12 protein-coding genes are annotated in these 13,338 nt (G+C 30.6%); 4 read left to right on the top strand and 8 right to left on the bottom strand.

Annotated elements, in window-relative coordinates; all coding sequences use genetic code 11:
• Positions 1-112: 112 nt before the first annotated feature.
• On the bottom strand, positions 113-508 hold the full coding sequence (locus KW502_RS14680) for a hypothetical protein (RefSeq protein ID WP_219041312.1): 396 nt from the start codon (positions 506-508) through the stop codon (positions 113-115).
• Positions 509-1,191: 683 nt separating this feature from the next.
• Here KW502_RS14680 and yiaA point away from each other — a divergent pair.
• The gene (yiaA, locus tag KW502_RS14675; protein ID WP_219041311.1) at positions 1,192-1,662 is read left to right on the top strand and encodes an inner membrane protein YiaA; all 471 of its coding nucleotides are present in this window, start codon (positions 1,192-1,194) and stop codon (positions 1,660-1,662) included.
• A gap of 22 nt (positions 1,663-1,684) precedes the next feature.
• Here the strand turns inward: yiaA and KW502_RS14670 are convergent, their stop codons facing one another.
• The 5 genes from KW502_RS14670 to lysS form a co-directional block, all read right to left on the bottom strand.
• Positions 1,685-2,254, bottom strand: a complete 570-nt coding sequence (locus tag KW502_RS14670; RefSeq protein WP_219041310.1) for a hypothetical protein — start codon at positions 2,252-2,254, stop codon at positions 1,685-1,687.
• A 21-nt stretch (positions 2,255-2,275) separates the two neighbouring features.
• Positions 2,276-2,458, bottom strand: coding sequence for a hypothetical protein (locus tag KW502_RS14665; RefSeq protein WP_219041309.1), 183 nt, complete (start codon positions 2,456-2,458; stop codon positions 2,276-2,278).
• A 220-nt stretch (positions 2,459-2,678) separates the two neighbouring features.
• A complete protein-coding gene (locus tag KW502_RS14660) occupies positions 2,679-3,416 on the bottom strand; it encodes a hypothetical protein (protein WP_219041308.1) in 738 nt (245 codons plus the stop codon).
• A gap of 90 nt (positions 3,417-3,506) precedes the next feature.
• The gene (locus tag KW502_RS14655; RefSeq protein ID WP_219041307.1) at positions 3,507-4,031 is read right to left on the bottom strand and encodes a hypothetical protein; all 525 of its coding nucleotides are present in this window, start codon (positions 4,029-4,031) and stop codon (positions 3,507-3,509) included.
• 194 nt (positions 4,032-4,225) lie between these two features.
• The gene (gene lysS / locus KW502_RS14650; protein ID WP_219041306.1) at positions 4,226-5,920 is read right to left on the bottom strand and encodes a lysine--tRNA ligase; all 1,695 of its coding nucleotides are present in this window, start codon (positions 5,918-5,920) and stop codon (positions 4,226-4,228) included.
• Positions 5,921-6,075: 155 nt separating this feature from the next.
• On the opposite strand from lysS, the gene KW502_RS14645 reads away from it, so the two are divergent.
• Entirely contained in the window at positions 6,076-7,245 is a 1,170-nt protein-coding gene (locus tag KW502_RS14645) for a T9SS type A sorting domain-containing protein (RefSeq protein WP_219041305.1), read from the top strand.
• Between the two features lie 146 nt (positions 7,246-7,391).
• Complete coding sequence (gene lipB / locus KW502_RS14640) at positions 7,392-8,096, top strand: lipoyl(octanoyl) transferase LipB (protein WP_219041304.1); 705 nt, start codon at positions 7,392-7,394, stop codon at positions 8,094-8,096.
• Here the strand turns inward: lipB and KW502_RS14635 are convergent, their stop codons facing one another.
• Both KW502_RS14635 and rnhB read right to left on the bottom strand, forming a co-directional pair.
• Positions 8,097-10,568 carry a hypothetical protein gene (locus tag KW502_RS14635; RefSeq protein WP_219041303.1) on the bottom strand — a complete coding sequence of 824 codons (2,472 nt, stop codon included), beginning with the start codon at positions 10,566-10,568 and terminating at the stop codon, positions 8,097-8,099.
• 83 nt (positions 10,569-10,651) lie between these two features.
• The gene (gene rnhB / locus KW502_RS14630) at positions 10,652-11,251 is read right to left on the bottom strand and encodes a ribonuclease HII (protein ID WP_219041302.1); all 600 of its coding nucleotides are present in this window, start codon (positions 11,249-11,251) and stop codon (positions 10,652-10,654) included.
• Positions 11,252-11,351: 100 nt separating this feature from the next.
• On the opposite strand from rnhB, the gene KW502_RS14625 reads away from it, so the two are divergent.
• Positions 11,352-13,328, top strand: coding sequence for a putative porin (locus KW502_RS14625; RefSeq protein ID WP_255554274.1), 1,977 nt, complete (start codon positions 11,352-11,354; stop codon positions 13,326-13,328).
• Positions 13,329-13,338: the final 10 nt, after the last annotated feature.

Here is a 13,338-nt window from a genome sequence, read left to right as displayed (position 1 = left end):
CCTTTGGCGGGTGGTCAATTGCTTGTATTTTTTCATGCAAGATTAATATAACAATTGTTCCTAAAACTCTTGGGGCTAGCCCCAAGAGTTTTAAACATTAATTTTGCACTTATTACTTGAACTTAGATAGTAAAAGGTCTTCTTTAAATTGGTTAAGAAATAATTCACTTGAGGTTAATACAGTTTCAAAATCATGAAGTGTTTTTTCAAAATTTTCAAAATTTCTACTTCTAAAATAAGCGTAACTTAAGCGCTGTAAAATATCTATGTGATAAAATACATGACGTTGGTGTAAATTTTTTTTGTTAACGAGATCATATAAATGTCTAAAATAATTAAGATTAGAAAAATAATTACTTTCTACTTTAGACTTGATGTCAAAAATAGTAATAATTTGATGTAGAGCTTTATGGGTAAGGTTTTCCTCTAATTCAATTTGATGCTGATTGAGAGTGTTTTGAATAGATTGAAGACTTAAGATTGAATTTTGCTGGAACTCGTGATTCAATTTTGCATAAACCATTTGTAAGCGTAACTCTATTTGTTGTTGCTGTTGATTCTTTAATAATTTTTCATTAGTTGATTTAAAGATATTTTTTCTGAATGATAATGATGTGCATATTGTAATATAGTCGTATAGATTTCATTTAGAATACTATACAGTTCTAGATTGATAGCTTTTATTTCGGCAACACTTAAGAGTCTAAAAGCAATTTTATATAAGCGATGTTCAAATAATATTTTTGCAGATAAGATTTTTTTAAATAACTCTTGCTCTGCAGAATTCACATTTTCAAAGCCTTTAATTGCTAAATAATCCAGTACACTATCTTGCAGTCTTTTGCACAGCGCATGGTATGCATTATTATTTCCGTTGGGATATATAATTGTAGAAAAACTATCAACTTTAGGATTTTGAATAATAAGGTTTAAAAGTTGAATGTTTTTTTTTGATTAGTTTTATCCTTAACCTTTAGAAATTTTACAAAATCCTTTTTTTCTTTTTCAGTTAATATTTCAATTAGCTTATTAATTTGCTTCAGTTAAGTCATAAGTTTTAAAATCATTAATATCTGTAAATATAGAGTTTAACTTTATATTTAGTTTATTAAGTCGTAAGTTTCAATTAAAAATAGCTTTTTTAATTGAAATGGTTTTCTTCATTTTTGATTAAACATAAAAATTAGTATTATGGAAAATCAAACTTTTAACTCAGAGGAAAAAGAAAATAGTAAAGCCTTAAAAAAAACTATTTTAAACGCACATTCAGGAAAACCTACAGGAGCTTTTATGTCTGCATCTTGGGTAGCATTATTTACAGGAATGGTCTCTTACTGCATAGGATTGTGGAATGCGACTATGTGGTTAAATGAGAAAGGTTATTATTTCGCTATTCTTTTATTTGGATTGTTTTCAGTTATTTCTGTTCAAAAAAACGTACGCGATAAACAAGAAGGTATTCCTGTGACTGAAATTTATTATGGTATAAGCTGGTTTACTACGATCGCTTCAATTTTATTACTGGTTATTGGTTTATGGAACGCAGATTTAGAACTTAGTGAAAAAGGTTTTTACGGGATGGCTTTTGTATTGAGTATGTATTCAGCCATTTGTGTACAAAAAAACACTAGAGATTTAAAATATTATCACAGTGAAAAGTAAACATTTAAATCAAAAAAGAGGATCACCAAGGTAGTTTCTCTTTGTTATTTTGAAAAGATAGTATTTCAATATAAATTTCTTTGTAATCAAATTTTGGAACATAAGGCTTTTCTAAAAATGTTCGGCTCCAGAAATGCTTCTTGAATAAAAACAGTGGGTCTTCTACCATAAAGTATGGTATAAAATGATACCACTTTATATGACAAAGGTTGAGATACCTATGATATTCATATTGTAAGTTTAACTCATAGCAAGCAACTTTTAAAGCTCGACGCTGGCATTTGGAGACCTTATAGTTGTTAGCAATTTTAGCTTGAAAACCATACATGAAAAGCTGATCTTTAAGTCGTTTATAGTTTTGAAAACGAGACCAACTGTCTAATAAAACCAAAAAAATATGTGTAAAAGAGAATAAAAAACAGCCTAACCAAAACAAAGTGTAAATATCGTTATCAAGTTCTTGAGCTCTATTTAGTTGAATTTTATAAAGAACACTTTCAGCAATAAATAAAAGTAGAGCTATGTAAAGCCAAATACTTACCTTAAAATAAGAATACAAAAGAGAAGTTTGTTTAGGAATACACTTTTTCATCTAACTAATATAATAATTAAATTAGCCGAACATGAATTTTATCTTTTGTAATAGCAATAAGGCTTGATATTCTAAAAAGTCACTTTCTTCTGGATCTAATTGTTTTAAATCCCAAGCTTGAAAGCTTAATAATTTATATTCTTCTATTAAGCTAAGCTTATTATTAGAAGTATTCTGATTTAGGTATTGAGTATTTACAGACATAATAAAAATTTTTAGTAGACTGAAATTACAATATCTTTTCTCTTTCAAGATTATATTTTTGTTGAAACTAATATTGCTTTAGTTGAACGGTGGGAAAGTATCGTTTATTAAAAAAAAGGAACCAATCTAAGAAGAATGGTTCCTTTAAAAGTCTGAAACTTATATTACAAAGGATTAATTCACGTTAATTATTTCTGTCGACTTTTTTTCATCTAAAAAATTAATCAAATAAATCTAACGTGTCAATTTCTTTATAGCCATTATGCCTAAAACCTCCCGTTATAAACTGAAAATGTTTGCTGCCATATACTAAGGCAATTTTTTTTAGTTTAGATTCGTAAACTCGCTTTTCAATAGTATCATTTCTAGTATAAACAAGGATATCGTCTGTACGAACTTTTGGAACAGGTTCGCATTCATATTTTTCTAAATAATCCGTTTGCCAATCACAGGTGGTTAATTTTATAGGGCCGTATTTTTCTTCATAAATCTCAATCAACTCATTCATCCGAATATCGACAGTGATGTCTTCGGGTTGTATTCCCATATTTTCATGGCTTTCAGAGATATATTTGCTATTTCTGATAGCTTTTGGAATAGACTTGTTTTCCTCGTTTTTATAGTTACTCAAGTTATACCCCGTAATTTTTCTCATCTTGCGTGTAATTGTGTCTATTTGCTGAGATGAAAAAGCAGTTGAGTCTTCTAGGGCTACACCTTCTAAAAATACAGTATATCCTTGTTGTCGAAGTTTTTCTAACTTAATTTTTGCATCTGCATAGAACTCAGGATGGTTAATATGTAACATGGGAAAAATTACTAGCGTCTTATCTTTTTCTTGATTATAAAAAACTTTAGTTTTTATTTCTTTTGAGGTAATAAGCTTAAGAAGAATTGAAGTACAAGAAATAAACGTAAATGTGAAAATAATTAGTAAAGAAAATTTTAAATATTTCATCAATTTCTATATTAAATTGAAGAGGCTTTATAAGATGAGTTTTAGAAAGCCTCTTTAAAATTGTAATTAAAATATTAATTTTTGCAATGGTTAACCTACTAACCCTAAAGTTAATATTTTAATTCCTGTGTCTACCCAACAATTTGCCTTGCAGCTACCTCTGCCTTCGCCTTTTTTGTGTTTATCTTTACAAGTCTCTATACATTTAGCATGAGGTAATAAACCGTCATTCGGATCATCATCATCATCATCATCTCCACCATTTGCAACATTTATTAATTCAGCTTCAAGCTCAGCTTTTGTGATACCTTTTAATTTGAGTATATTGTCTGAAATATCAAAGAACTGTAAATTATCACTACCTTCTGATAATCCTATGCGAAAACTAATTGGGATTTCTTGATTTGTAGCTTTGTCATAGTATATTCGTTTAATTTTATAAATGTTAATTTCTGATTCAGAATAATTTTGATTTTTATAAACAGGATTATCTGTTTTGATAATTGTATTTTGATTCTCTTCAAAATTAGTATCCTCAACTGCATTATCATTTGAGCATGAAGATAAAAATAATAGAATAAGAGAAATCTGTAAGTAATTTTTAATTTTTTTCATAAAATTAAAGTTAAATAATTAAACATTAGTCTGATCAGGTTCTCGAAACTACGGATATATATATATTAAAAAAATGTTAATTGTATTGTTTTCGGATACTTTATAGAATTATTTATTCCAAAAAAAAAGGAATCCTTCAAATTTGAAAGATCCCTTTTTATAAATAGTAATAAATTTTATATTCTTAATTAATTTTATTTTTCTAAGGTCACAAACAAACCATTATCAGTTTTGTTAACATTAGCAAGGTTATGTTTTCTTAAACCTTTAATGGCTTTATCCCATTTTTTGTTGCTTAAGCCTGAAGCTGCTTTAATTGTTTCTAACTCTTGCGGAGATTCTTTTTTTAATAAATCTGCTACCGTTTTTTCTTCTTCAGTTAATTCTACCTTTTTGCGTTCAGGTTTCATTTGTGGGAAAAATAAAACTTCTTGTATAGATTGGTTATTGGTTAAGAACATAATTAAACGATCCATACCAATACCTAAACCAGAAGTAGGAGGCATACCATATTCTAAAGCCCTTAAGAAATCTTGATCGATAAACTCGGTTGCTTCATCATCTCCTTTCTGTGCTAATTTTAATTGTTCTTCAAAACGTTCTCGCTGATCGATCGGGTCGTTTAATTCAGAATAGGCATTGGCAATTTCTTTACCACATACCATTAACTCGAAACGCTCGGTTAATTCTGGATTCTCACGGTGTTCTTTACAAAGCGGACTCATTTCTTTTGGATAATCGGTAATGAAAGTTGGCTGAATAAAATTTCCTTCACATTTCTCTCCAAAAATCTCATCGATTAATTTTCCTTTCCCCATCGTTTCGTCAACTTCTATATTCATCCCTAAGGCTGCTTCACGAAGTTCATCTTCTGTTTTTCCAGTGATATCAAAACCTGTAAATTGCTTAATCGCATCGGTCATAGTAATACGCTTGTAAGGAGCTTTGAAATTTACTTGGTGTTCACCAAATTTAGTTTCAGGAGTTCCGTTAACAGCGATTGCACAATGTTCTAAAAGCTTCTCTGTAAAATCCATCATCCAGTTGTAGTCTTTATAGGCTACATAAATTTCCATAGCGGTAAATTCTGGATTGTGGGTTCTGTCCATTCCTTCGTTTCTGAAATTTTTAGAAAACTCATAAACGCCATCAAAACCACCAACAATTAATCTTTTTAGATATAACTCATTAGCAATTCTTAAGTACAAAGGAATATCTAATGCATTGTGATGCGTTACGAATGGTCTTGCGGCTGCACCACCAGGAATCGATTGTAAGATTGGTGTTTCAACTTCAAAATAACCTTTATCGTTAAAGAAGTTACGCATTGCCGTAAAAAGCTTGGTGCGTTTTACAAAAACATCTTTTACTTTTGGGTTTACTACTAAATCTGCGTAACGCTGGCGGTAACGCATTTCTGGATCGTTAAATTTATCGAACTCATTTCCTTCTCTGTCTACTTTTGGAAGCGGAAGCGGTTTTAATGATTTGCTTAGCAAAGTGAAATTTTTCACCATCACGGTTTTTTCTCCTACTTTAGTAGTGAATAATTCGCCTTCAATACCAATAAAATCTCCTATATCTAATAGTTTCTTGTAAACATCATTATAAAGTGTTTTATCTTCATCTAGACAAATTTCATCCCTATTGAAATACACTTGAATACGACCGGTAGAATCCTGCAATTCTGCAAACGAAGCTTTACCTTGTATTCTTCTAGACATAAGTCTACCTGCAATGACCACCTTTTTGCCTTCTTCAAATTCTTGTTTGACTTTGGTTGTAGTGTGGTTTACCGGATATAACTCTGCCGGATAAGGGTTGATGCCTAACTTTCTAAGGGAGCTTAATTTTTCCCTACGTACAAGTTCTTGTTCAGATAATTGCATAATACAGTTTCTATTTTTGAAGGGGCAAAGATAATTACTAAGAAGTTATCAATCAAAAAAGGAGGAGAGCATTTTACGAAGATTTGTAAATATGATTAAAGGGGGATTTTCTATTTAGAGTTGTTTTATATATACTAACCTGAAAATTTTTAATTATGAAAAAATTACTACTATCTCTTTTTGTTTTAATTTCAGTTCATGCATTTTCTCAAACATCAGGAGCATCGGGCTCTATTGAAATGTGTGATGATGATAATGATGGTTTAGCTTTATTTGATTTAACAGTAGCAGATCCAATTGTTTTGAATGGCCAAAATCCGAATGATTATACTGTCAACTATTATGAAGATTTACAAGATGCAGTAGATGGCATTAATCCTTTACAGGGAAGTTATATAAATACAATTGCGTACCATCAAACCATCTATTCAAGAGTAGACAATTTATCAAATGATGAACATGTTGTTACTCAATTAGAACTTTATGTTACTAACCAGCTCAATATAAATCAAGCTCCTTCCTTAGTTTACTGCGATATGGGTGATGGCACAGCCGAGTTTGATCTTACTGTTAACTCACCTATAATTCTAGAAAATATAAATAGTAGTATATCGGAGTTATATTTTTACCTCAGTCAAGCTGATGCAGATACAGGGACTAATCCAATAGTAAGTTCTTCATTATTTACTAATACTGCAAACCCACAAACAATTTATGTTGGAGTGGGAAATTTTCAAAGTGGTTGTTATGCTACCACTTCTTTTTCAATACAAGTTTTAGTTTGTGATGAAGACGAGGACGGTGATTTAGTAGATAATGAAGGTGAAGATGTAGATGGTGAGTTAGGTGAAGAAGACCGATCTTTTGATAATATTAGTGAAGGTGACGGAAATTTAGCTAATGACGATACAGATGGCGATGGAATCCCTAACTATTTGGACGACGACGATGACGGCGATGGAATCTTAACCGCCGATGAAGATTATAACAATAATGGCGACCCTACAGATGATGATACCAATAATAATGGTATTCCAGATTATTTGGATACTGAAGTTGCTTTATTTACCAATACTTTTTTACAAGCTAACTTTTCGATTTATCCTAATCCTACTTCGGGAGTGATTAATTTTAGATTGGATAATAATTTAGATATTGATAGTGTCAAAATTTATGCTATTAATGGAAAAATAGTAAAAACTTTTTCTGAAAAAGAACTGAAGAATAATAACCAAATTAATGTTTCAGAATTATTAAGTGGAGTTTATTTTCTTCAATTGCAGTCAAAAAAATCAGAAGTGACTAGAAAGCTTATAATTCGATAAACTCTAATTATATTCGCATAAACCCCAGAGCATTTAGCATTGGGGTTTTTTATTTCACCTGATAAATTAATTGTAACTTTGCACACAAATAAGTGAATAATGCGTTATTACTACTAATATCTCACTTCATTAAATTGCTCAAACAGATGAACAAGAAAGTAGCTGTACAAGAATTAGGGATTAAAGATTATAAAGAAACTTGGGAGTTTCAAGAAGAAATTTTTCAAGAGCTACTTCAAATTAAAAGTAGTAATCGCAAAGAGAATAAAACCGTGGCTACTCAAAATCATTTTCTTTATGTAGAACATCCTCATGTCTACACTTTAGGGAAGAGTGGAGATTTTTCTAATCTTTTAATTTCTGAAGAAGAACTAGCGGCAAAAAATGCAACATTCTATAAAGTGAATAGAGGCGGAGATATTACTTATCATGGCCCTGGGCAAATTGTAGGCTATCCTATTTTAGACCTAGATAACTTTTTTACTGATATTCATAAATACTTGCGTTTTTTAGAAGAAATGGTTATTAGAACATTAGCCGAATATGGCTTGAAAGCAGAACGTAGTAAAGGTGAAACTGGCGTGTGGTTAGATGTAAATACACCATTTGCTCGTAAAATTTGTGCTATGGGTGTACGTGCTAGCCGTTGGGTAACCATGCATGGTTTTGCCTTAAATGTAAATGCAGATTTAGGTTATTTTGACAATATGATTCCCTGCGGAATTAAAGGTAAAGCTGTTACTTCTTTAAATGTTGAGTTAGGCAAAACCGAAATCAATATTCCTGAAGTGAAAGAAAAATTATTAAAACATTTTGCAGATCTTTTTGAAGCTGAAATGATTAGAGATTAATTAATTCAGTTGGTAGATAAGTACGCTATTTTCTTCACCTTTTACACAAAGCTCTAACTTGCCACGATTGTCCATGTTGGCAATGCTAACTTTAGAATTTCCATATACTGGGAAACCTTCAATTAAATTAGCATTGTTGTTAAACAAATAAACTTTACTTGTTTGCGTATCGGTAATAGCAATGTAGGTTTTGTTATTAGTTTCAATAAGTTGCGGAGACGTGTATAAGCCATAATCTAAGTGAGCTTTTTTTCCGTTAATGATTAATTCATTTTCATCAAAAGAGATTAAGGTTGTATTATTAGCTAAGAAATTATGGTTTTCGGTGAGTTTTAAATCTTTAGTAGTTATTTTTCCGCTTTCGTTAATTTGTATTAATTCTCCATTAATATTGGTGGTAGTAAATAAGTTTTTATACAAATACCACTTGTTTTTAGAAAAATTAAAGTCTTTTTTAGCAGGAACACGAATGTCTCCAGTTCTATTTAATATATGAAGCGTTCCATTCATTTCATTTACCAAAATATAATCTTTTCTTCCTATTCTAATGTGTTTTGGAGATTGTAATAATTCAGAATCGGTGGTAGAGAACTTAAAACCGTTTACTTTTTTACCTTCCTTATTAAGCATACTCATCTGGTTGTTTTGTGTAAGAACAAATCTATAGTCGCTGTTATGATCATAATCAAATACAGAAAGCTCTTGGGTAATCGTATTATTAAATTTTAGAGGGAATGGGTTAACTTGGTTTCCGTTTCTGTCTAAAATGTAGATCTGGTTTTGAGTAGCAAAAATAAGTTGTAGCCTCCCGTTATTATAAATATCTATTTGCTGAATGTCTCCAACAATTCTGCTGTCTAATTGCTTTTTCCAATGTAATTCACCGTTATTTTTATAAACAAATAATAGGTTACTCTCATCTTGAGCTGCAATTTCCATTTGTTTAGTTTTCCAGTTTTTAACAAACTGTGGTCTTGTTGCTAAATTTGCAGGAAGTTTAATGCTGTTAATTTGCGAAATTTGTTGGGGAGAGTGATTGGCTTTTGATTTTTGCATCACTGCATTTACGTGGGCAAAATTATTATCGTAAATAAATTGTAACGCACCTATTTTAAAATCATTGACTTTAAGATTTAGCAGCGGTTCTTTTAAATTATCTTCAACTCTATTGGCTAGGTTTTTTTTGAAATTTTCATTGATAGTAACTAATAAAAGAGAAGACTCGTCACTTAACTCATCTTTGGTGTTTTGAAAAGCTTCACTATTTTCTAAGACTGTTCTGTTTTGATAACTCGCAATGATATTTTCTAACGTTTTTAATTGTTTGGCGAAAATAAAATAGTGATCTAAAACAGTATAGTAAGTCAACTCTTTTTGTTTAATAAGTGGCTGGTAAGCTTCAAAAATGTTTTCTTTATCTGGGAAATTGTAAATACTAACTCCTCTAAATTCTGAACTTATATCCTGATAGGCTAAAAGCGCTTCAGTAGAAATGTTAGCATCTATAGAATTTAAAATAATTGCCTGAGTTTGATCTGAAAAATAAACTTCACCCACCTCTTGTATAGAATTGAAAAAGCTTTCATTTTGAAGCGGAGCCAACTCTTTAGCTCTATAATCTGTTAAGTTAGATTTTAAGTTTTCAAAACTATCATAGGTAAAGGCTACATAACCCAACGCAGAATTAGGAACTACAGCAGCAAGTTCATTAGTTTGTGGTTTTATATTTTGAAATAAATTTAAAGTTCTATTATCTTGAATCGTAGCCGAAGAAACTCCGTTAAGATGTATTTCATCTTTATTAATGTCTAGGTCAAGCACCGTCCAGTCTGAAAAGTTCTTAAGATAGTTATTATTTCCATTAGGAAACAGTATGTCATAAATCTCATTAAATTCTTCCTGATGAATAAATACCGCATGCTTTTTTGAAGCTGCAGAGTAAATTTTTTCTAATGTCGGGTCTTGTGGTAATTGGTTTTCATAAATTCTAATTATGTTTTCTAATACTAATTTAGAAGAACTGTAGACATAGATATTGTTAAGCTGTGTGCTAAAGGTTTCGTTTGCTTCTAACGTAAACTTTTTAATTTCTTTCGAATCATAATTAAAGGTTTCTACTTTTTTATCTTTTATGCTATCTAAGTTAATTTCAATTTCTTTTTCAGTTAAGATGGTGATGGCTACTTGTTTTCTCCCTACTTTATTTAGACATAACAAGCTTTTGCCAAAAGTTTTTATATGTTTTAATGATTTAAATTGTTCGTGAAAACGCTTGTAAATAGGAGAAGCTTGATTGGTATGAATTAATTCATTTTTATTTAAGGTTTCAGCAAGTTCTTTAAGGTTATCACTTTTTAAAATGATAGCCGTGTTTGGGGGAATAAAACTGAATAATTCTGAAGGTGCTTTGGTCTCTTTTTGGCAAGCAGAAAATAAAATAAGAGTTAAAAAACAAAAGAGGAAATATTTCATAAGACAAAAATTCAGAGATGGTAAATGTAGCAGGATTGCTATAGATTTCTGTTAAACAAAATTAAAAATTAAAAACAATATATCTAAAGCTTTAAAGCGAGTTGATCTGGTAATAAACGAAAGCTTTTACGATGATATTTTGTGATGCCGTATTTTTTTATAGCTTCTCGGTGTTGTTTAGTGGGGTAACCTTTGTTCTGCTTCCAATTATACATAGGGTATTCTTCATGAATTTTTGCCATATACTCGTCTCGATAAGTTTTGGCTAAAATAGAAGCGGCTGCTATGTTTAAAAACTTCGCGTCACCTTTTATAATACAGGCGTGAGGTATTTCTTGATATGCTTTAAATTTATTTCCATCTACGGCAATATGTTCAGGTATAGTTTGAAGTTGATCTATGGAACGATGCATTCCTAAAATAGAAGCATTTAAAATATTAATTTCGTCAATTTCTTCCATCATTACATGAGCTACCCCGTAGCAAACGGCTTTTTTTTCAATTAAAAGACGTAAAGAATTCCTGTTTTTTTCAGAAAGTTGCTTTGAGTCATTTAAAAGTTTATTTTTAAAATTATCTTTCAAAATAACTGCAGCAGCGGTCACAGGTCCTGCAAGACATCCTCTTCCGGCTTCATCGGTTCCGCATTCAATTAAATCTTTATGGTATTTCAACTTTAGCATAACGCAAATTTACATAAATTGAGCCTTATTAAAAGCTAAAGCAATTAATCGAAATTACATTCGTTAAAAAATTATACTTTTGCCGCAGTGATATATGAATATGATTAAACAAATTAGCCTTATTTTTTTCTTAGTGATTTCTTTTTCTAGTGTTGCTCAAGTAGAGCTGCAACGGGGAAGAGGAAGTGGTAATCTTATGGGAAATAATAATAGAGATATTGGTCAAGCACCAAAAACTGTAGTAGATAACAGAGAAAAACCACCGGTAGAAGATTATAAAATAATTTCTATAGAAAATGATACTACTTATGTAGATACTACACTTACCATCTATAAAGATTATAAGTATAATTATTTAAGAAAAGATAATTTTGAATTACTTCCGTTTTCTAATATCGGACAAGCTTATACCCGATTGGCTTGGGATTTTGATGAAGTAGATTTACTGCCAGATATTGGTGCTAGAGAAAAACATTATAGTTATTATGATGTAGAAGATATTTTTTACTATAATGTACCTACACCTTTAACCGAGTTATTTTTTAAAACAACATTAGAGCAAGGACAAAATGTAGATGCCTTTTTTACCACCAATCTAACCCCGCGTTTAAACTTTTCAATCGCTTATCGTGGTTTGAGGTCTTTGGGGAATTATCAAAATATTATGGCTAGCCAAGGCGCTTTTCGCTTTGGACTAAGCTATCAAAGCAAAAATAATCGGTATCACTTAAAAACGCATTTTGTTTCACAAGATACTAATAACGAGGAAAATGGAGGCTTAACGGCGGTTTCTAATCAGCAATACCAATCAAAAGACGAAGAGTTTAGTGATCGTTCTCTTTTTGAGGTGAATTTTGAAGATGCAGAGAATATGTTGTTTACTAAACGATTTTACGTGAAGCAGCATTACAAAGTTGTTAAGGGAAACGATTCTACACAAAACAATCAAATTAGAGTAGGGCATACCTTTAATTTTACAGATAAAGAGTATAGGTATAGTCAGACAAATCCTTTTAACGGATATGGAAAATCATATAAAAATAGTAACCTTAGTGATGAGGTAGAGTATCAACGCGTAAGTAATCTATTATATGTACAGTATTTCAATAATTTGTTAGGTGATATTGCTTTTCAAATAAAACATAGCAATTACAATTACGGCTATCAGCGCAAACTCATATTAGATCAAGGAACTATTAATAATAGAATTAGAGGAGATGTAGTTTCTGTAGGAGGAAGGTATCATAAGAAGATTGGAGGTTTCGATTTAACAGGAGATCTCATGATTAACCTTTCAGATGAATTTTCAGGAAATTACCTTAAAACTAAGGCGAATTATCAATTAGATACTTTAAATAAAATTGAAGCATCTTTAGTAATTAATTCTCGCGCCCCAAATTTTAATTTTCTGTTGTTTCAAAGTGATTATGTAAATTATAATTGGCAAAATGATTTTGATAATATACAAAAGCAAGATTTACAATTAAAGCTAACTTCTAGAAAATGGGTAAACCTCACGGCTCACTTAACTCAAATTAATAATTTCACATACTTTGCCAGCGTAGATGATCCAAATGGAAATACTGAAGAGTCTACCCAAATAAAGCCATTTCAATATAATGATCATGTAGGTTATTTTAAAATGAAAGCAGATCGAAAATTTAATTTCGGGAAGTTTAATTTAGCAAATACCATAATGTATCAAAATGTATTTGAAGGTGAAACTGTGTTCAGAGTTCCAGAATTTGTGACCAGAAACTCACTTTATTTTGAAGATTATTGGTTCGATAAAGCCTTATATCTCCAGACTGGATTCACTTACAATTATTTTACAGATTTTTATGCCAATGGTTACGATCCAGTTTTATCAGAAACTTATGTTCAGGAAGAGTTAGAATTAGAAGGATTTCATCGCTTAGATTATTTTTTCAACGCAAAAATATCTCAAGCACGTCTTTTTTTAAAGCTAGAGAATGTTATTTTCTTACTTGATGATAATAATAATTATGTAGCTCCTTCACAACCTTACCGAGATTTTGTGGTTAGATTTGGTATAGTGTGGGATTTATTTCTGTAAATAAAAACAT

The organism is Mesonia aestuariivivens (assembly GCF_019311235.1).
Taxonomy (GTDB): Bacteria; Bacteroidota; Bacteroidia; order Flavobacteriales; family Flavobacteriaceae; genus Mesonia; species Mesonia aestuariivivens.
The sequence above is the reverse complement of the archived record's forward strand: the minus strand, read 5'-3'. Positions and strand labels throughout refer to the sequence as shown.

Bases quoted from the DNA above. Each gene is read 5' to 3' on its own strand.
- KW502_RS14635 (WP_219041303.1), bottom strand. From the start codon at position 10,568: ATGAAATATTTCCTCTTTTGTTTTTTAACTCTTATTTTATTTTCTGCT.
- KW502_RS14670 (WP_219041310.1), bottom strand. From the start codon at position 2,254: ATGAAAAAGTGTATTCCTAAACAAACTTCTCTTTTGTATTCTTATTTT.
- rnhB (WP_219041302.1), bottom strand. From the start codon at position 11,251: ATGCTAAAGTTGAAATACCATAAAGATTTAATTGAATGCGGAACCGAT.
- KW502_RS14665 (WP_219041309.1), bottom strand. From the start codon at position 2,458: ATGTCTGTAAATACTCAATACCTAAATCAGAATACTTCTAATAATAAG.
- KW502_RS14645 (WP_219041305.1), top strand. From the start codon at position 6,076: ATGAAAAAATTACTACTATCTCTTTTTGTTTTAATTTCAGTTCATGCA.
- yiaA (WP_219041311.1), top strand. From the start codon at position 1,192: ATGGAAAATCAAACTTTTAACTCAGAGGAAAAAGAAAATAGTAAAGCC.
- lysS (WP_219041306.1), bottom strand. From the start codon at position 5,920: ATGCAATTATCTGAACAAGAACTTGTACGTAGGGAAAAATTAAGCTCC.
- lipB (WP_219041304.1), top strand. From the start codon at position 7,392: ATGAACAAGAAAGTAGCTGTACAAGAATTAGGGATTAAAGATTATAAA.
- KW502_RS14660 (WP_219041308.1), bottom strand. From the start codon at position 3,416: ATGAAATATTTAAAATTTTCTTTACTAATTATTTTCACATTTACGTTT.
- KW502_RS14655 (WP_219041307.1), bottom strand. From the start codon at position 4,031: ATGAAAAAAATTAAAAATTACTTACAGATTTCTCTTATTCTATTATTT.
- KW502_RS14625 (WP_255554274.1), top strand. From the start codon at position 11,352: ATGATTAAACAAATTAGCCTTATTTTTTTCTTAGTGATTTCTTTTTCT.